At 66.4% G+C, this 18,413-nt stretch carries 23 protein-coding genes; 3 read left to right on the top strand and 20 right to left on the bottom strand.

Translation table 11 applies throughout. The annotated features are described in order from the left end of the window. Positions 1–2: 2 nt before the first annotated feature. The 7 genes from PV396_RS34275 to PV396_RS34245 form a co-directional block, all read right to left on the bottom strand. Positions 3–665 (bottom strand): hypothetical protein, encoded by a 663-nt coding sequence (locus PV396_RS34275; RefSeq protein ID WP_319211331.1) that lies wholly within the window; start codon positions 663–665, stop codon positions 3–5. Positions 666–682: 17 nt separating this feature from the next. Next, entirely contained in the window at positions 683–2,041 is a 1,359-nt protein-coding gene (locus PV396_RS34270) for a putative T7SS-secreted protein (protein WP_319211329.1), read from the bottom strand. Continuing rightward, positions 2,038–2,355: a hypothetical protein gene (locus PV396_RS34265; protein ID WP_319211327.1), complete on the bottom strand. Its 318-nt coding sequence runs from the start codon at positions 2,353–2,355 to the stop codon at positions 2,038–2,040. Before PV396_RS34265 ends, PV396_RS34270 begins: the two co-directional genes overlap by 4 nt. A 125-nt stretch (positions 2,356–2,480) precedes the next feature. Next, positions 2,481–3,512, bottom strand: a complete 1,032-nt coding sequence (locus tag PV396_RS34260; protein WP_319211325.1) for a hypothetical protein — start codon at positions 3,510–3,512, stop codon at positions 2,481–2,483. Continuing rightward, positions 3,500–4,153, bottom strand: a complete 654-nt coding sequence (locus tag PV396_RS34255) for a hypothetical protein (RefSeq protein ID WP_319211323.1) — start codon at positions 4,151–4,153, stop codon at positions 3,500–3,502. Before PV396_RS34255 ends, PV396_RS34260 begins: the two co-directional genes overlap by 13 nt. A gap of 453 nt (positions 4,154–4,606) precedes the next feature. After that, positions 4,607–4,900: a helix-turn-helix transcriptional regulator gene (locus PV396_RS34250; protein WP_319211321.1), complete on the bottom strand. Its 294-nt coding sequence runs from the start codon at positions 4,898–4,900 to the stop codon at positions 4,607–4,609. Positions 4,901–4,981: 81 nt separating this feature from the next. Further along, complete coding sequence (locus PV396_RS34245; protein WP_319211320.1) at positions 4,982–5,230, bottom strand: GntR family transcriptional regulator; 249 nt, start codon at positions 5,228–5,230, stop codon at positions 4,982–4,984. A gap of 680 nt (positions 5,231–5,910) precedes the next feature. On the opposite strand from PV396_RS34245, the gene PV396_RS34240 reads away from it, so the two are divergent. Beyond that, positions 5,911–6,279 (top strand): hypothetical protein, encoded by a 369-nt coding sequence (locus PV396_RS34240; RefSeq protein WP_319211319.1) that lies wholly within the window; start codon positions 5,911–5,913, stop codon positions 6,277–6,279. A 130-nt stretch (positions 6,280–6,409) separates the two neighbouring features. Here PV396_RS34240 and PV396_RS34235 read toward each other — a convergent pair whose 3' ends face one another. Further along, a complete protein-coding gene (locus tag PV396_RS34235; protein ID WP_319211318.1) occupies positions 6,410–6,757 on the bottom strand; it encodes a hypothetical protein in 348 nt (115 codons plus the stop codon). Between the two features lie 260 nt (positions 6,758–7,017). Here PV396_RS34235 and PV396_RS34230 point away from each other — a divergent pair, with 260 nt between their 5' ends. Together PV396_RS34230 and PV396_RS34225 are read left to right on the top strand one after the other, a co-directional pair. Then, entirely contained in the window at positions 7,018–7,350 is a 333-nt protein-coding gene (locus tag PV396_RS34230) for a hypothetical protein (protein ID WP_319211317.1), read from the top strand. Positions 7,351–7,358: 8 nt separating this feature from the next. Beyond that, positions 7,359–7,742: a type II toxin-antitoxin system VapC family toxin gene (locus PV396_RS34225; protein WP_319211315.1), complete on the top strand. Its 384-nt coding sequence runs from the start codon at positions 7,359–7,361 to the stop codon at positions 7,740–7,742. Between the two features lie 96 nt (positions 7,743–7,838). On the opposite strand, the gene PV396_RS34220 is transcribed toward PV396_RS34225, so the two are convergent. From PV396_RS34220 to cpaB, 12 genes are all read right to left on the bottom strand, one after another. Continuing rightward, positions 7,839–8,462 (bottom strand): OmpA family protein, encoded by a 624-nt coding sequence (locus tag PV396_RS34220; RefSeq protein WP_319211313.1) that lies wholly within the window; start codon positions 8,460–8,462, stop codon positions 7,839–7,841. Positions 8,463–8,464: 2 nt separating this feature from the next. Continuing rightward, complete coding sequence (locus PV396_RS34215) at positions 8,465–9,061, bottom strand: hypothetical protein (protein ID WP_319211311.1); 597 nt, start codon at positions 9,059–9,061, stop codon at positions 8,465–8,467. A gap of 15 nt (positions 9,062–9,076) precedes the next feature. Then, positions 9,077–9,646 carry a pilus assembly protein TadG-related protein gene (locus tag PV396_RS34210; protein WP_319211401.1) on the bottom strand — a complete coding sequence of 190 codons (570 nt, stop codon included), beginning with the start codon at positions 9,644–9,646 and terminating at the stop codon, positions 9,077–9,079. A gap of 35 nt (positions 9,647–9,681) precedes the next feature. Next, positions 9,682–9,882 (bottom strand): hypothetical protein, encoded by a 201-nt coding sequence (locus tag PV396_RS45240; protein ID WP_416071526.1) that lies wholly within the window; start codon positions 9,880–9,882, stop codon positions 9,682–9,684. A gap of 108 nt (positions 9,883–9,990) precedes the next feature. Then, positions 9,991–10,776, bottom strand: a complete 786-nt coding sequence (locus PV396_RS34200) for a response regulator transcription factor (protein WP_319211309.1) — start codon at positions 10,774–10,776, stop codon at positions 9,991–9,993. Further along, on the bottom strand, positions 10,763–12,160 hold the full coding sequence (locus PV396_RS34195) for a sensor histidine kinase (RefSeq protein WP_319211307.1): 1,398 nt from the start codon (positions 12,158–12,160) through the stop codon (positions 10,763–10,765). The genes PV396_RS34200 and PV396_RS34195 overlap by 14 nt, the downstream gene beginning before the upstream one ends. 23 nt (positions 12,161–12,183) lie before the next feature. Further along, positions 12,184–13,074 (bottom strand): DUF5936 domain-containing protein, encoded by an 891-nt coding sequence (locus PV396_RS34190; RefSeq protein ID WP_319211399.1) that lies wholly within the window; start codon positions 13,072–13,074, stop codon positions 12,184–12,186. A 17-nt stretch (positions 13,075–13,091) separates the two neighbouring features. Next, positions 13,092–14,033 (bottom strand): type II secretion system F family protein, encoded by a 942-nt coding sequence (locus PV396_RS34185; protein ID WP_319211305.1) that lies wholly within the window; start codon positions 14,031–14,033, stop codon positions 13,092–13,094. Positions 14,034–14,163: 130 nt separating this feature from the next. Then, entirely contained in the window at positions 14,164–15,510 is a 1,347-nt protein-coding gene (locus PV396_RS34180) for a CpaF family protein (RefSeq protein ID WP_319211303.1), read from the bottom strand. 75 nt (positions 15,511–15,585) lie between these two features. After that, positions 15,586–15,972, bottom strand: coding sequence for a TadE/TadG family type IV pilus assembly protein (locus PV396_RS34175; RefSeq protein ID WP_416071525.1), 387 nt, complete (start codon positions 15,970–15,972; stop codon positions 15,586–15,588). Next, positions 15,972–17,600: an AAA family ATPase gene (locus PV396_RS34170; RefSeq protein WP_319211301.1), complete on the bottom strand. Its 1,629-nt coding sequence runs from the start codon at positions 17,598–17,600 to the stop codon at positions 15,972–15,974. Before PV396_RS34170 ends, PV396_RS34175 begins: the two co-directional genes overlap by 1 nt. A gap of 84 nt (positions 17,601–17,684) precedes the next feature. Next, on the bottom strand, positions 17,685–18,404 hold the full coding sequence (gene cpaB / locus PV396_RS34165) for a Flp pilus assembly protein CpaB (protein ID WP_319211299.1): 720 nt from the start codon (positions 18,402–18,404) through the stop codon (positions 17,685–17,687). Between the last annotated feature and the right edge of the window lie 9 nt (positions 18,405–18,413).

The raw sequence follows: 18,413 nt of genomic DNA, 5'->3' as shown, positions 1-18,413 counted from the left end.
TGTCAAGAATGGGCTGGGTAAATACCTACGCGTCGACCGCGCTCGATATCCTCCGGAGTGACACCCCAGTCCGTAAGGCTCTGACCATCCTGCAGCCCTGTCCGCTGTTCAAGAACATGCATGCGGCAAGGCACACCTTCATCGCGTGTGGACGCGGCGATGAGCCCGATGAAACGCGGATCGCCAGCGAACCAAATAACACCGATCTGCGCCTTCAGTTGCGACCTTGCACGAGGGGCCATCCGTCGGTGCCACCATTCCGTACGGATTTGCTGAGAGAAAACAAGGGGAAGTGTTTGATCAGGGTAAGCAGGGTTGGGAAACTCGAACCAACCGTGATGCCTATCCGAGACATTCGGATGATTACTCAACCCATGCGAAACATCGTGCAGTACCTGCCACGGATACGCATGAAGAATTCGCCGCATGCGAATCGCAGGAGGAAAATAGCGCAGCTGAGTCGCAGCTCGATAGAAGCAGTATGCGAAAGGTAGCACGAAAAGGAAGACGAAACCCGGCGACAAGAACACAATGAGCACATACAGCAGGCCGATCCAGGCCGCAATCCAGCCGATGAAGCCAATAACATTCATCACCATGTGCATCGTCCAGGCACGACGAGTGGCTGGAAAATCCCAGGCAACCGAGTAGTCAGTGGGATTCATGGACCGTATTTCTCCAATCACGAGAAGACATGGCGGGCAAGGTCGAGGATGCCGCCGTTATCGAGGATGAGGCGCGTGCCGTCGATACCTGCAACGGTCCCGTCCTTGACGCCGCTATCGTTCGCGTCCACCAACTTGTTGTACAGACCGAAGCCACCAGTACCGACGCCGACCGCACTGGACGTCACTGCCACCGCCTTGGCCGCCATTTCAGGATTGCTGAGGCCTCTCACCGCCCGCGCAACAAGCGGGTTGTCCAACCGGGCGATACCCTCCAAGCTGTCCATCGTCCTGGTACCGAACATAGCCATCTTCTGGCCCAGCGAGACCGCTTCGCCACCAACCCGAACTGCGTTCACCGTACCTTTGACCCCGGCAACTGCTGCCCCTAGCCCCGGGAGCATACCCACTGCGTCAGCCCCCACCGTGACCGCGTTGCTCCAGAAGTCGGAGTCGAACTCTCCCTTGGTGAAGCCGTCCTTCAAGGACTCCCAAACTTCAGGGTTCGAATAGAGGCGAACGCTCAACGCAGTTGCACTCAGAGCAGACGCGGCGAGCATCAACGCCGCCACCATCGCGATTCCCAGCGGGCCAGCGAAGATGATCGCCACCAATCCGACGACGCCCGCCACGAAACTCAGGATATCCGGCAGGTTATCCGTGAGAAAATCGAGCGCCTTGTCAAACCACCCCGGCTCATGCGGCGCGAGTTTCTTCGTAGCGTCCCGAATCTTCGATGCCCGGTACTTCGCCTTCTCCTCGTGCTCCTCCGCCAGCGTCCGCGCCCTGCCCCGGATCTTCTCCAGTTCAGCCTCAGCCTCTTCCACGTCCGAGTTTGCGCGGCTCAGCGCCTTCTTCGCCTCATCGTGACCGGCGCCCTTCTTGTCGTCCAGGCCCGGATCGTCGCCGGCCTCGGTCGCACGACCCTTCGCCCGGTCCAACGTCTCCTGGGCTACCTTCGCGTCTGCTTCGAGACGCTTGGCACGACGCTGGAAGTCGTCGAGTTCGTCTTCCCAGCGGTCCAATTGCTTGGCCGCTTTACGGATGGAGTGCGCCGCGTTCTTCAAGTTGAGTGGCAGCGGGCCGCCGTCGAGCTGCTCTCGGAAGGCGACGGCCGCGTCACCTTCCCAGTAGCTGCCGTCCATCAGCTTGGTGACCAGCTCATGGGTCTCTTCAAGGACCTTCGCGCAGCTGGCGAGTTTCTTGTACAGCCCCCGGACTGTCTCCGCGTCGCCCGGAACAGGGTTGAACCCCAGATGCTCGTAGTCAGCATTCGGGACGGGCGGGTAGGACTTCAGCCCCTGCGGAAGGTCACCGTTTCTACGTGCTTGGGAATCTGGGAACGGCGATGGCTCAACACCTGGGGCAACGCTCACTTCCTGCCCCCGCCGTTGCCGTCCCGAGCCTTCTTCAGAGCTTCCTCAAGCGCCTTGTCGACCTCGCGGTAGCTGTCCTTGCTCTTCCCGATGATGTCGGCAAGGTCGTCGGTCTGCTTGCCGATCTCGTCGGTGCCGTACTTCCAGTCCTCCTGGAACTCCTGGCACGCGGAGTCCAGATCGTCCGTGCCGAGTCCGGTGATCGTCGCGTCCGACAGCGCTTTGCGGACGCCCTTGAGCGAATCTGTGGACCTGTTCAACATCCTCATGAACCGCGCGAGTTCATCACCGTCGACCGCCAGCCGCTCCGCCATGCTCCCGTTCCCTCTCCCCGTTTCCAGCTGCCACGACCAACCGACTGTAACCACGTCATCTGCCGAACTGCCTGGATGACCACGCCAAAGACACAACACCCCAAGATCTCAACTCACCGATGACGTCAACGGTTTACAGCCTGGATCTCCTGTACGACGACGTCCTGAGTCGAGCCAAAGCTGCCGTCGGGAAGGTCATCGCCGGCGCCGCCGGAACCGGTCCAGGTGATCTTCCAGGTGACCGTCGCCTGGAGCGGGTATGTGCCGTCGCCAGAGGAGCGCAAGTACTTCACACCGCAGGGCGGAGTCTCTTTGGCCTTGCCCTCGGCGTAAGGCGAGCCGATCCGGCCGTTACTGATCGGGCAATCGCCGGATGCCGGGTAGGTCACCGCGTCTGCGGTGCCCGGCTCGATCCTGAGGGAGATCGGTTTCGCTGTCGCAGTCGCATACATATTGAGCACCGGCACGGAGGCGGTGACGGAGACGGGCTTGAACTGAGCGGAGTCGAGCCAGGCCCAGGTGGGGAGGTTGACTTTGGTGGGGCCGGCGGGGGCGAGGGTTACTTTGGTGGAGGGTACGCGGATCTCGTTGTAGGCGAGTCCGGCGAGGATCTCCGGGGTGATGACGTTCTCGATGTCGGGGGGTGGTGCGGCGCCGGTGTCGACCCAGAAGTAGTCCCTCTTGCAGGAATCCCAGCCGGGCGGGTAGGACTTGTTGACGTAGGGCCCCCACCAGTAGCCCTTGCCGGTCTTGTCCTTGTTGAAGTCCTTGGAGTGATCGTCCTCGTTGAGGAACTCCTTGCGCTGCTCGGCATCCCACTCGTACCCCGTGGACTCGGCAGCCCAGACCGGCTCCTTGACCTTCTGCAACTCCTCGGGCGAATAGGTCGGGGCGTACCAACAGGCGGGCGGCGTCCAGGAGGTCATCGGCTTCAGCGCGCCCGTGGAATCTGGTCTGCTACTGCTCGGCGGGTAGTAGTCGACGCCTCCGGCGGTGGCGGAGAGCGTGCCGTCGCCGGTGGAGTTGGCTTTCTGAGTCGTCTGGCCGTCAGTGCCGCCGAATCCCTTCTCAGCATGAGCCGGGGTGGCAATCCCCAGGGCCAAGACCGCCAGTCCGGAGACGAGTAGCAGACGGTTTCGCTGAATCAAGGCTGGCACTTTGCGCTCCCCCTCTGCGAGTCCAGAGTCTCGGTCACCCATACGCCGGTCTTGTTCTTGCGCAGCGTGCTGGCGTAGATGACGTAGCTGTCCTTCGTCACCGGCGTGACGTCCGTCTTGCCGGTTTTCAAGAACTTGTTGTACGCCTTGCTCTGGTCCTCGCAGTACAGGAGGGCAGCGGTACCATCACCCTTGACCGTCACGCTTTCGTTGTAATAGCGAGTCAGGCCGGTCGTACGAGCCTTGTGGTCGACGAAATCCTGGATATACGACTGGCTTCCTGCCGCTGCCGTGCCCTCAGAGTAAAAGCGATAGGCCGCGTGAAGCGAGTCCTGCTCGGCGATGGCCAAGTCCACGGCCTTGATGCGCTGCTCGGCATCGTTGAGCACAGCGTCCTTGTCCGCGTCTCCGGTCTTCGTCCACTCGAACTTGTACGTGACGTCCGACGGCAGTGTGATCTTCGGTCGGTCATCGGTCGTTGAGGTCGACACACTCGGCGACGCCGAAGGCTCTCTCCCCGTCTCGGCTCCCGCGATCTTGTCATTGCCGCTGGAACTGTCGTCACCACCGCACGCGGACAGCGTCAGGGCCGCAGAGGCGGTCAGTGCGAGCGCTGCGATCAGCGCGGGGCGGCGGTTCACGGTCGACTCCCGGTGGGGCGAGGGTTCTCATGAGTGAACCCAACGCTATCCATTCGACACACGCTGACACCAGGTTGAAACTCGCCCGCCATAGGGACGTAAGTGTCAAATCGCCCAGCAGGGGGCCTTACTTGACACGTAACCGTTACATAACACAGCGTCTCGTTCACCACAGTTCGCGGCAGGCAGGCAATTTCATGCTTGCGACAGGGACCAGAAGGTCAGCGACGACCGGCAGGATGCCGCCGAGTTCCAGCACCTCCACCGCCCTCAGCGGTCATGGCGAGGCATTCAGCCAGCGCGAACTCAGGTCGGCGAAGGGATGTACGCCGATCGGACACCAACTGCCCAGGGGCGTGCGCCAACCGGATTTGCTCACGTTCGGCGACAATTTCCGAGGGTCCCTCGTCCTCTCTTACGCGCCGCTCCTGAGCGACCTCCACCGGATGTGCTTCACCATGCCTGCCGGAAGTCGCGCGTACCCTCCTCACGCTCCTCGTGCGCGGCACCCCTGGGTTCCGCCTCGCGCAGTTCCTCGAAGCGGAACCCAGGGGTGCCGCGAGGGTCGATCCTGAAGCTGGATTCGAGCGCCCGGGCCAGCATCTCGATCAACTCAAGAGTCGGATCGACTCCGCTTTGCTCGATGGACTCGACACTCTCTTCAGGCATCCCGGCCCGCTGCGCCAGCTCAGCCGCGCTCCAACCCAGAGTCGAACGACGGTCGTAGACCGCCTGCGCGAAATCCATCCGGCGGCCTGCGGCGCGGTACGCAGGATCCAGGCGAAGCCTGGGTGGGACCTTCCAACTGGTGTGGTATCCGCTGCCCATTCAGGCCTCTCTTGGAGGGTGTTCGATGACGAACGCCCCCTTCCCCCGCACCGTGATGATGAGTCCGCGCTGGATCAGGAGCTGGAGAGCCGCCCGCGCCGTCGGTCGCGAAACGTTGAACTCCTCACAGATGGCCGCCTCGGACGGAACCCGACGGCGGGGAGCGTACGTGCCGTCAGCGATGCGCGCGCCGAGTATGACGGCGATCTGCTCGTACAGCGGCTCAGGCCCCTCAAAGTCGACAGTCATATCTCGACCTTATTTGACCTGCGACGTTGCATTTCGTTAGCTGTAGTCACCTGACAACACCTTACAAGTTGGCGTAATGTCCCGGTACGGCAAGACCCCCGCGACGGTGCGAACGTCCGGGGGCGTGGCCACCAACGACAGGAGTTGACGACATGCGCGAGCGTAGCGCGGCCGTACTGATCAGGGTGGTACTCACCCTGTTGTGCTGGGCGCTTCCAGCAGGCGGCGGAAAGCGGTTCCCGCACCGACCCGGAACTTTGTAACCAGCGAAAACGCACAGGGCTTTGCTCACTTCTCGGAATGGGTGCCTGCTGTGCGCCGGTCTCCGTACAGCACCGACCGGGCTCCCCTGGACGGTGCCGCGTCCCGGCTGTCACGGCCCTACCTGCCCGGCCTCGCAGATTCCGTTGCCGCAATGACGGCTGCCGACTTCGGCATCGACACCCGGGACATCCACGCCGGGTGGAACGGAGTGATGGCGCGATGACCGACGCGAAGGGTACCCGGGTCGGTACGGCCGTAAGGCAGGCCGAGTTGCCCATGCTGCGCGCCTACCGCCCGTGGTTCGAACACGCCCGCAAGTGCGCCGACTGCAAGCGCGTCAGCACAGCACACAACGGATGTGAGGCCGGACGCGGGTTGTGGGGCGCCTATCGCCGGGCTTACGCAGGAGATGACAAATGACCACGAACCCTGTCGCCACCTGCGGGACAACCCGCGCATCCCTGTTCTACCGGGCACCGATCCTCAGCAAGACCGGCGCGTGCTCCCTGCCCAAGGGACACAAGGACGACCACCAGGACGCCAAGGGCGCACGCTGGAACGTCATTCCCCTCGTCGCCGGTCCGGACTCCGGGCGCGGACGGGGACAGGCGTTGCCCCACACCCAAGAACCGCCGTGGACGCCGGAAACTCCTTTCCGCTCCCCCCGCTGCGTCCTGGGCCAACACCCCGACTGCCAGGACTCCGAACCCCGCGACACCGGCGTGCCCGGAGTCCGCTACCTCGTGTGCACCTGCACCTGCCACCACCGGGTACCGGCGCGATAACGTCAGCTTCGGGTTCCAGTTCAGGGCAGGCTCCTCCGTGGCGCATTGCGGAGGAGCCGACCCGTACGAACCAACGGCCGCACAAAATCTGATCATTCAGGCCGTGCGGCCATGGGGGTAGAGCGGGCCCTCAACTCTGTGCGTCCGGGGGCGGTGTGGCGGTGCCCAGGGTTCGCCGGCCATCCAGCCATGCCTCCTCGAACTCCTCGGCCGAGATCGCGTCGGCACGCGGCACTCCCTCCGGGTCTCCCATGATCCTGCCCTCGGCGACGCGCCCATACCGCCGCTCGTACCGGCTCATGGTGGCAATGTCCGTGCGTTCCTGAAGCCGCAGGCCCTCCTCCAGAGAGGCGGCCGTCACCGGGGTGCCGTCATCGCCTCGCACGTCCACCTGGCGGAGGACCTGGCCCTGCTCATCCCCCTCGAAGTACTGCCACAGGTCTTGGGCCTCGTCGTACGTGCGGATCCACATCGCCATGGCGTCACGCTCACGCAGGTAACAGAGCCACTCCGGCGCGGCACGCGCTCGGCTGCCAACGACTCACTCTGTTGCCGGGCGCCGGGTCGCGTCCTGTGCCAGATGAGGGGCGGTCAAGCGGCACTATCCGCCGCCCTACGCGGACGATGACCGCGCAGGGCTGGGCGAAGCCTCGGTGCTGTTCGAAGTCGAGCTCGCTCTGTGAACCGCGCCAAAACGTTTTGCTACTTAATTTGCCACTATGCCGCTATCCTTGCGGCATGAGCAACTCCGAGCAGTACGAAGAAGGCCAGGCACCCGCCCAGAAGGTGAGCGTTTCCATGCCTGCGGACCGCGTCGCCGCGGTCAAGGCCCGCGTCGGCTCGCGTGGTTTCTCCGCGTACGTCAGCGCCGCCGTCGAACGTCAGATACAGCGCGATCTCATCGAGGAACTCTTGCAGGCGAACGAGGCCGAGGCCGGTCCAGTTCCTCGCGAGATGCGGGAGCGCGCCGAGCAGTCGATCCGTGCTGCCAAAGCACTGGCAGCACGGGAACAGGGTACGGACGAGGAGGAAGGGCAACTCGGGAAATGGCACGGGCGCGAGGCAAGCTGAGCAGCGGCGTGCTGCTTCTCGACAGTGAGGGCTTGTCCAAGACACTCAGCGCGAATTCCCAGGCGACCGCGTTCATCGCTGCATGTCAGGCCGAGGACATGCTGATCGCCGTCAGCAATCTGACGCTCATCGAGGCATGGCACGATCGGGTTCGGATGGACCGCTTCCAGTGGCTTGTATCCCGCCTCCAGGTACTCCCCGTCACGGAGCCCATCAGTTGGCGAGCTATCGAACTACTCAAGGAAACCAGGCTTCACGGGCACAAGTACGCGATCGACGCGGTGGTAGCTGCGACCGCCCTCGGGCACCCAGGGCCGCGCATCATTCTCACGTCAGATGTCGACGACATGAAGCGGCTGTGCGGCGAAAAGGTACAGGTCGAGGAGATCTGAGAAGCGGCACCGTAGCTCTGGTTAGCAGTCAGGCTCGCCGCCGTCACGCGTCGGTGACGCGGAGCGCGGGTGTAGCCCTCCTGCACCGCCGAAACCTCACTCCCCCTTCTGGAACGTCACCTCCACCCGCCGGTTCTTGCGTCGCCCCTGTTCCGAGGCGTTGTCGGCGATCGGGTAGTCCTCGCTGTAGCCGCGTACCTGGAAGGTGACGTCCGGGCCCAGGCCGGCGGCCAGTTCGTCGTGGACCACCTCCGCGCGGTTCTTGGAGAGGGTCAGGCCGTGGGCGTACGAGCCGAGGTTGTCGGTGAAGCCGAAGACCCTGACGTTCGTTGCCTTCTGGGCCTTTATCTCGTCGGCGATCGCCTGGATACGGGAGCGGGCCTCCGGGTTCAGCTTCGAGCTGTTCTTGGGGAACAGGACCTCCGCCTGGAGTGCGAAGGTCACGCTCTCGCTCGTGTCCACCCGGCGTTCCTCGCCGCCCATGTCCTCCACGACGGACATGATGTCGAGCACCTTGGACGGGGCGAGCGTGGCGCCGGCGGCCAGTTTCAGGCCGGGGCTGTTCGGGTCCACTTCTGGGGGTGGTGAGGTGGTGATCGTGCCCAGGAGTGCGCTGGGGTTGTCGTCGTCCGCGGCTGCGGGTGTGCCCGTCAGGGAAAGGGTGGCCAGTACCGCCAGGGCCGTGAGAACGGTTGAGGTGGAGCGGCTGGTGACGGCCATGGTCACTCGCCCTCGGAGATCTCGATCGACGCCGGGGGCATCGTGCCGACTTGGAAGTTCACCTGGTTGGAACCCTCCGGAGGAGCGGGGAACTGGGCGTACCAGTCGGCCGTCTGTCCCGTGTCCACGCCTCCTCCCTCGAACTTCGTGCACAGGCAGCGCCCAGAGGTGTCCCGAAGGACGAGGTACTTCTTCCTGGCCTTGCTGTCGACCAGCGACGCTCCGGCGAGAGAGGAGCCGTTCTTGATCAGCTCACGTTCGTCACCGAGCCAGTCCGCCGGGACCCAGAACTTCCCGCCGTTGTTGGTGACCGTGCCGTTCACCGTCACGAAGCCACCCTGATCGCGGACGGCCGAGGTGACCGTGAGCGTGATGTCGCCGTTCTTCACTTCGGCCAGCGCGGGTTCGGCAGCGGGTGCCGGGGACTCCGTTTTCTCGTCTCCGCCGCTCTGGGTTTGGCTGGGTGTCGATGAAGACGCCTTCTCGTCCGTCTTGTCACCGTCTCCTCCCCCGCAGCCCGCCACCGTGAGGAGCACCCCGGTCGCGATCGCCACCGCGGTCACTGCCCTACGGCTCTTCATGGTGCGCCGAAACTTCATCGGTACGACTTCCTCTCACTCGACCAGATGCACAGAGAACAGCACAGACGCGTCGGGAAAGTCGTCTGGATTGAAATGACCGGGGTCGATGGTCACGGTTTCGCCGTCACAGTCCAACTCGAAGGGATCCAGGGGATCGACGGGGGGAACGTTCTCGCAGCGCGGCTGGACGACAGCGGTCGCGTGGGCCTTGCCCCTCATGCTTTCGGTACCTGGAATGATCGAGTTGCCGACGGTGTAGTTGGTCTGGATGTTGACCCGGAATCCGGGATATCCGTCCTGTACGACCTGCACTGCCTCGCCGTCGAGGCTCGAGTCGTTGTCGGCTGCCAGGGCCTGCGCGGCGGCCTGGGCGCCATCACCCACTGGCTCGTCGCCGTCCAGCCAGTCGAGCCAGTCGTCGTCCGCCTCGATGGCGGCCACCAAGCCGTCCACCATTTCGTCCCGGGCGTCCTGTGCGGCCGCCAACGCCGCAGCGTCCGCCGCGGACTGGGCTCCATTGCGGACGGACGCTGCTTGCGCGAACACGAAGAACGCGACGGCGGCGAAGAGCAGGATCCCCGTCAGCCAGATGTAGATCGGCAGGGTCTGCCCACGGTCGCTCAGGACGCGTGCGGCGGTCAGCCGCCGGTGACGCTGGTGACCGCGGTGCGAATCGCCGTGGAGATCAGGCCGCCCAGATTGAGACCATTGATCAGCGCGAAGATCCCGGCGATGATGATCATCAGGCCCGCGTACTCCACGAACCCGGCTCCCCTGTCCCTCTGACTGCCCCGCATCCGGGAAACGACAGTCCACGTCCACCTGTTGAACCGGTCCACTGCGCCTGCCCTTCCGCCGAACGTCAATACCGACCGGGCCACCGTACGTGAAAGGCTGTCTACTCCGCGTGGGTCCGGGGACCCAACTTCCCTCCCCGGTACGCCTCATCACAGCCACCCCTCCCGAGCCGTACCCAGCCACCGGGCGATCGCTTCGCTCCGGGTCGTACTCTGCAGCTTTGCGAAGATGCGGTTGATGTGGTTCTTGACTGTCTTCTCGCTGATGAAACAGGTGGCGGCGATCTGCTGATTGTTCACCCCGGCCGCGATGAGATCCATGACCTCCACCTCCCTTGAACTCAGGCCGAAGTCCGGTCGGCCGTGGTCGCGGGTGGCAAGTGTCGTCACGCGGCCGGGACGAGCCTCTCGAGTCTGCCGCAAGGGTGACATAAATGGTTGCACATGCGAAGAGATTTCGTTCGGTTCGTAGGAAACGCCGAGCGAATCCGCTACGCCCGGGCTCAGTACGGCGGAGGTGTGCGGTGCCTTCGACGCGCGTGCCGTCACTCTCGCCCCCCTGCCCACCGCCCGTACCGCCTCCGCCAGTTCCTCCGCCGTGAAACCTCCGTGGATCAGGTAACCCGAGGCGCCACTGCGCAGCGCCTGCCGCACAACCTCCGGCTCGCTGCTGTACGTCAGCATCATCACCGGGGCCAGCGAGGCCAGTTGGGGAAGGGCCGTTAGGCCGTCCGTGCCGGGCATGCGTACGTCGAGCAACACCACGTCTGGCCGTACGCGCACCGCCGCCGACACCGCCTCGGCGCCGTTCGACGCCTCCGCCACCACGTCGATGTCCGGGTGGCCGCCCAGCAGCGCCGTCAGGCCCGCCCGTACGACGGGGTTGTCGTCCGCCACCAACACCCGTAGCGGCTTGGGCCGTTCATCTCCGGGCATGCGATACGACCTCCTTCCGGGGCCGGGGCACGTAGTCGAGTCCGGGAGTCAGTCCGGAAGGCAGGCCGGGAGAGTTCACTTCGACGCGGATCTCCGTGCCCCCTCCCTCCCGCCGGCCCAGGTGCATCACCGCACCCAGCGACCTCGCCCGTTCCACCATGCCCAGCACACCGAAATGGCCTGATCTGGTTGCCTCTTCGAGGTTCAGTGGCGCGGGGATGCCTACTCCGTCGTCCGTGATACGGAGTGTCAGTCCGTCTCCGGACGGCGCCGCCTCCAGCGTCACCCTCGCCGCGTCCGCATGCCTGCGCGTGTTCTCCAGGGCCTCCGACACGATCGCCAGGAGGTGGTGTGCCGTCCGGTGCGGGAGGGCGTCGATCCGTTCGGTGGGCGCCTTCAGAGTCGTACGGATTCCTGTCGCTTGCTCGAACTCCGCTGCCTTCTGGGCCAGTTCGGCGACCAGGTCTATGTCCGGTGCCGTCAGGTCCGTGTGGTGGCGCAGGTCGGTGAGGAGGTCGCGGGACTCCGCCGCCGCTCGGCGGGCCGCCGAGGCGACCAGAGTCGCGTGGCGCCGTACGGAATCGGGGTTGGGGTTCGTTCCGCCGTCCGCCGCTGACGCGAGGGCCTCCGCCGCCAGCGACAGGCCGTACAGGGTCTTGGTGACCGAGTCGTGCATCTCCCTTGCCAGGCGCGCCCGTTCGGACTCGACCGCCTCCGCGACCGCCAGCCGGGAGTTCGCCTCCGCCAGTGCCTCGCTCGCCGTGCCGAAGCGGAACATCAGGTTGCGCAAGGTGACACCGATGATGCCGGCGCCGACGCAGAAGCCCGCTATGAGGAGGGTGCTCGTGCCGGTGCCCGGGCGCTGCTCCCAGGCTCGGTAGACCGTGAGGAGTACGACCAGTTGCAGGCCCGTGAAGACGCCTGAGCCCCGCCAGCCGTACAGGAGTCCGGCGAGGAGGGGGGTGCATGCCGTGGCGTACGCGAGAGGGGAGGCGGGGGACGCGGTGAGCAGGAGTATCGCCGCGAGCACCAGGTCGGCTGCCATCAGGGCGGGGTGGGCGAGGAGGCGGGGCGCCAGGCGGTCCCAGTCCCGGTACATGGCGTACGAGGCGGTGATGCCCAGGACCGCCGCCGCGAGGACCGTGTAGAGCGGGGGGCCTTCCCCCGTGTTGGTCATGGCGAAGGGGGTGCCGAGGGCGATCATCGTCATGCGTACCGCGAATGTCTGGCGGCACAGGGCCTGCAGGGCGTTCAGCTGGAGACGGAGGGTGGCGGGGGCCGGTGCGTCGTCGGCCAGATAGCCGGCGGTCGGGTCGTAACCTCGGACCCGGCCTCGGTCCCGGCCTTGACCTTGGCCTGGGCCCTCGCTGCGCGTCGCCTTCATGGCTCTCATCACCCCCGTCGCTTTCAAGGTTGCAGAATCGAGCCGAAATTCGTACCCGAGCCGAGGAACATTCCCGTCGCGATGAGGATCATCGTGGCGGGGAGCATGAACACCAGGGTGACGAGCGTCGCCTTCGGAATCGTCTTCGCGGCCCGGCGGCGGGATTCCTGGGCGTCCGTTCGGCGCATGTCTGCGGCGATCTGGATCAGGGTCTCGGCGATCGGGGAACCGAGCTCCTCCCCTTGCTGGAGCGCCGAGACGAACTGGGCCACCTGCTCACTGGAGTTGCGTTTGCGGAGTTCGTCGAAGGCCTGGCGGCGGCTGACGCCCATGTCCATCTGGCGGAGTGTGATGCGGAGTTCGTCCGCCCACGGGCCCTCGTACTTGTCCGCCACCCGGTCCAGGGCCTGGCGGAAGCCGAGGCCCGCCGAGACCACGACCGCGAGTACGTCCAGGAAGTCGGGGAGCGTTCGGTCGATGACGTCCTTGCGTTCCCGTACCGCCTGCCAGATCGCCACGTCCGCCGCCGTCACTCCGAACGCGAACGTGACGACCGCGAGAAGCAGTTGGCCGTTCGAGAGGAAGATCAGGCCCATCAGGACACCGAAGGTGACGTAGACCGCGCGGCGGGCCGCGTAGCGGGTGATGGTGAGGCCGCCGGGGTTGCCCGCCATGTCGATGCGCAGGCGTTTCGCGTCGACCCTGGTGGGGCCCATCAGGCGCAGGACCAGGGGGGCGAAACGCAGGCCCATGCGGTCCACCGCCGAGCCGGCCTTCGAGACCCGGCTGCCGCCCACCTCGAGGGCCAGGAGCAGGTCCGGGGGAAGCTTGGCGTCGGCCCGGATCATGCGGATGCCCAGGAGGGCGCCCGCGACGGCGAGCGCCATCAACAGGGCCAGCAGCAGTGGCAGCATCCGATCACTCACTCCCCTCAGACTTCGATCTTGCCGAGGCGGCGGATGACGAAGAAGCCGACTGTGTACAGGCCCAGGGAGAGGAGGATCAGGCCCTGGCCCAGGGCCGAGCCGGTCACCTTCTCCAGTGCGCCGTCGTTCGACGAGTTGATGAGCAGGAGGGAGCCGAGGCCCAGGCAAGGGACCGTGAAGGCCGTCGCGTTGACCTCCGACAGCATCGTGCGGACCTCGCGGCGCGTCTCCTTCCTGTCCTCGAGGGTCTGGGTGAGGTTGCGGAGCGAGTTGACCACCGAGCCGCCCGCCTTGTTGGACAGGACCAACGTGGTGACGAGTACGACCAGTTCGCGGGACGGGAGGCGCTCCGCCAGTTCGCCGAGCGCGTCGTCGACCGTCCGGCCGAGGCTCAACTGATCGGCCACGCGCGCCAGTTCCTCGCCCGCTGGCGCCTCCAGCTCCTCCGCCGCCATCGCCAGTGACGTACGCAGGGCCAGACCGGCCGCCGTCGCGTTGGCCAGCAGGCGGGCCACGTCCGGGAGTTGGTTGATGAACGCCTCGATGCGTTTCTGGCGTTGCCAGTTGAGGAAGATCGCCGCGCCCCAGATCGTCACCAGCGCGGCGATCGGCCCGAAGAACGGGGCCAGTACGGCGGCTGCCAGCAGCCACAGCGCGACGCCGACACCGGTGACGTACGTGAAGAACTCGCCCGCCGTCAGGTCCAGTCCGGTCGCCGAGAGGCGGAGATGAATCGTGCGGCCGAGACTGGTACGGCGCAGTCGGCGGTCGACGGTGGCGAACCGGCGTACGCGGCCGGACACCATGTGCAGCGCCCCGCCGCCGGAGAGGCGGTCCTCGAGCGCCTGGCGCTGGGCGCGGCCGGTGGCGTACGTGTGCACGCCCGCGACCGCGAGGGTGCAGCACAGCACGGTGGCGCCCAGCGCGAGCGGGACCGAGTTGTTCATGGCTTCTCGCTCCGCGTGGTCGTATGGATCCTTGTCGTCGTACCGATCCTTGTCGTCGTACGGATCCCTGGCGTCGTACGGATCCCTGGCGTCGTACGGATCCCTGGCGTGGTCCTGGTCGTTCGCGTGTTCATCCGATCGCCTGCCTCGAGTCCAGTACGTCCAGGACCTCGGCCACTCCGAACGCCGGCGGCAGCGACTCGTTCGCCAGGTACAGCTTCTCGGCGACCGGGCGGGGCAGCGGCAGGTGCTGGAAGTAGCCCTGGGCGACCCGGTCGGGGCCGGTCGGGCGGGAGACGTAGCGGGAGACGGTCACGATGCGGAACTGTTCGCGGCCGTGGGAGATGAGCAGGGCGATCTCCGCGACGCGGCGGGAGCCGTCGGCATGGCGGGCCAACTGGACGACCACGTCGACCGCCGAGTTGATCTGATCCTTCAACGCCTCGAAGGGGATCATCACTTCGGACATCGAGCCCAAGGTCTGCAGCCGCATCAGCGCGTCCTCCGCCGAGTTGGCGTGGACGGTGGCCAGGGAGCCGTCGTGGCCCGTGGACATCGCCTGGAGCATGTCGAGGGTCTCACCGCCTCGGACCTCACCGACGATGATGCGGTCGGGGCGCATGCGCAGGCTGTTGCGGACCAGGTCGCGGATGGTGATCTGGCCCTTGCCCTCCACGTTCGGCGGCCGGGACTCGAGGCGGATCACGTGCTCCTGCTGGAGCTGGAGTTCGGCCGAGTCCTCGATGGTGATGATGCGTTCGTGGGCGGGGACCAGGCCGGACAGGGCGTTGAGGAGCGTGGTCTTGCCGGTGCCCGTACCGCCGCTGACGATGACGTTGAAACGGGCCCGGACGAAGGCCGCGAGGAGCATCAGCATCTGCTCGTCGAGGGAGCCGAGGCCGATCAGCTCCGGGAGTGTGTAGGCGCGGGGGAAGCGGCGGATCGTGAGCGTCGGGCCGGTGAGGGAGAGCGGCGGGATGATGACGTTGACACGTTCACCGGTGGGCAGACGGGCGTCGACCATCGGATTCGACTCGTCCACACGCCTGTTGACCGTCGAGACGATCCGCTCGATGGTCTGCATCAGCTGCTCGCTCGACGCGAAGCGCATGGGGAGCTGTTCGACGCGACCCGCTCGTTCCACGAAGATCGAGTCCGGCCCGTTGACCATGATCTCGGTGATCGACGCGTCGGCGAGGAGCGGTTCGAGGACGCCCAGGCCGAGGGCTTCGTCGACCACCCGCCGGATGAGCTGGGACCGTTCGGCGGAGGAGAGGACCGGACCCTCGCGGCTGATGATGTGCCCGAGGACGCGTTCCAGGCGGACTCGGCGTTCGGCCGCCGCGAGGCTGGACATCTCCGCGAGGTCGATCTCGTCGAGGAGCTTGGCACGGTAGACGGCGACGAGGTGGCCGTCCTCGCGCGCGGTTCCGTTGCCGTTGTCGTCGGCGGAGGCTATGCGGGATCGCAGGCTCATGGTCTCGGTCTCAACTCCTCTCCAGTCAACATGTGTTGCTCGGTGGGTCAGTGGTCTCAGTTCGGTGGTCTCAGGTCAGCCGTCGTCGTTGTTGGGCATGGTGGCTCGGCGGGTCACGGGCCAGGAGTCGAAGATCGGGATGATCGCGGGAACGGTCACGGTCACGGTCGCGGTGGTCGTGTCCCCCGCGCCCTGCGGAGCGTCCACCTGGGGGTCGAGCCAGTCGCTGACGGAGGCGACTCCGGCCCCCACCCCGTCGCCACCGAGGGAGGCGGTCCGGGCCGCCGCGCGGGCTCCCGTACCGGCCTGGTTGATGCCGTAGCCGATCAGGCCTAGCTGGATGCAGGCCAGGCCGATGACGAGGAGGATCGGGAGAAACCCGGCGAACTCCAGGATGGAGGTACCGCGGTCGTCGAGACGGTCGCGCGACCGGTCCCGAAGGCTCCTCACCCTCATCCTCATCAGTGCTCGTCCTCCTCCAGCGCGGCCCCCGCCACGCCGTTCACCGTCCAGTTGACATCGAACCCCGGGAAAAACAGCGGTACTTGGGCCCTGACGGTGGCTTTCATGACTTCGCCCTCGGTAGCGCAGTTGATCTCGGCGCCGTTCCAGGCTCCGGGGAGGTGCTCGCCGCCCGCGCTCTCGCAGGCCCCCTCGTAGCCGCCGGCGTCGAGGGCGTACGCCGCTGTGGCCGCGCGAGCTGCCTCGTCCGCCGCGTTTCCGGCCAGCGAGTACGTGTAGCCGTACAGCACGCACTGCCACAGGATGCTCATCACGACGAGCAACAGCGGGAACATGCCCGCGAATTCGAGGGTCACGGCTCCTCGGTCGCCGCCCTTGTCCCCCCGCAGCCGCAGGCTCAGCGCCCCCCGGTCCGAGGACGACGACTTGCGTCGCCTGCCGCCGCCACCCTCTGGCACGACGACCAGCCCCAACTCCCCGGCCAGTGACCACAATGCCTGCTTGACCGTCGACCGGGCGTCCAGGTCCTGGAGTCGGCCGGCGTCCACCACGCCCTGAAGTTCCTTGAACGCGGCGGGAATCGAGGCGCGGGCGACCTTGGTTCCGGTGACCTTCTCGACGAGGGCGGGCTGGATCTCCGTACCCTTGGACTGTCTGTTGACGACCGTCAACGTCTCCTCGGCCTTGCGGATCTGGAGGCGGTCCCAGAGGCGGACCATGCGTTTGGCGGCGCGTACGGAGACGACGTCCGGGGTGACGAGGAGCAGGGCGTGGTCGGCCATCTCTACGGCGGCGGCCGTGGCCGAGTCCATGCGGGCGCCGCAGTCGACGATCACCACGTCGTTGCGGGAGCGCAGGGCGGCGACGACCTGGCGGGTGACCCGGTCGGTGACCTCCTCGCCGCGTTCGCCCTCGGCGGGGGCGAGGAGCAGGCCGATGCCGGTGTCGTGGGTGAAGACGGCGTCCTGGAGGACGCGTTGGTTGATGTCCGTGATGGCGGCCAGGTCGGCGATCGACCTGCGGAACTGGACGTCCAGGTAGGAGGCCACGTCCCCCGACTGGAGGTCCAGGTCGAGCAGGGCGACGCTGTGGCCCGACGCCCTTGCGGCGAGGGCGAGTTGGACGGCTGTGACGGTGGCGCCGACGCCGCCCTTGGCGCCGGTCACGGTGACGACCGTACCGCCGGGTCCTGAGTACAACTCCGGTGCGCTGCTGCCCAGATGGCGCCGCATGCCCGACGACCAGGCCGCCGCCGCCTGTACTCGCTCGGCCAAGGCCTCGTAGGTGAGGGGGAGTTGCACGATGCCGCGGGCGCCGGAGTCCATGGCGGCGGTGAGGACGCCGGTGCTGGGGTCGGCGGTGATGAGGACGACCCCGACGGCCGGGAAGCGCAGCACGAGGTCGCGTACGAGGTCGAGGGCCGGGACGGGCCCGATCCGCTCGTGTACGAGGACGACTTCGGGCAGCTCGTCGAGGGAGTCGGCGGCCAGTCGGGCCAGGGTGTCGAGCAGCGCGGTCGAGTCGGCGACGGGCTGGGCGGGTTCGGCGTCGGGGAGGCGGCTGAGGAGGGTGCTCAGGGCGCGGGCCGACTCGATGTCGGGGGTGGCGGGGAGAATGCGGATGGTCATCGGCGGCACACCCTCGCCGGGCACGGCCTCGACAGGCACGCCTGCGGCTGCGGCTTCGTACGTACGGACGTCATGGCCGGCCTCCTACTTGTCCTTGTCGAGGGTGTACGTACGGTCGGCGGCGTCGGGGACGGCCGTCAGTTCGCCGCCCGCGACCAGGGACAGGCGGACGTGCTCGGCGAACGACTCGGCGTACGCGACGCGTTGGGCGTCCGGCGTCTTGAGCGCGAAGGTGATCGGGACGGCCTCCGTCGCCGTCCGCTGGCGTTCGTTGCTCGACTGTCCCGGTTCGAGGGCGGTGAGTTTGCCTACGTCGATGACGCGCGCGTTCGTGACGAGCAGCTTTGCCTCGTCGACCTTCTTCTCGCTGTCCTTCGACTCGAAGGTGGCGTAGATGTTGACGAGCGATCCCGGGTTGATCTTTCCGGCCACGCCGGTCGACGCGTCGATCATGATCGCGATCTCCTGCTCACCGGGGGCCAGTTCGGGCCGGTCGACGATCATGTCGGTCTGCAGCAGGGAGCCCTTTTCCAGCCGGGTCACCGCGACCTTCCCGCGGATCTGGGAGACGCGGGTGACGGCGGTCTGGGACAACCACCGCTTCGGCATGGAGATCTTCTCGAACTGGTCGGCCGTGAGCTCCTTGTAGGGCGCGATGTCGCTCTTGAGGCGGTACGCCGTCACCTCCGGGCCGACCTTGGAGTTCACGTCGCGGATCACCGAGAGCACTCCGGCGAAGGCGCCGATGGCGCACAGGGCCGAGAGGACCAGCAGGATGACGCCGCGGCGCTGGCGTGAGTTCATGACTCGGAC

This window comes from Streptomyces sp. ME02-8801-2C, from assembly GCF_033793965.1.
Classification (GTDB): Bacteria; Actinomycetota; Actinomycetes; order Streptomycetales; family Streptomycetaceae; genus Streptomyces.
The sequence above is the reverse complement of the archived record's forward strand: the minus strand, read 5'-3'. Positions and strand labels throughout refer to the sequence as shown.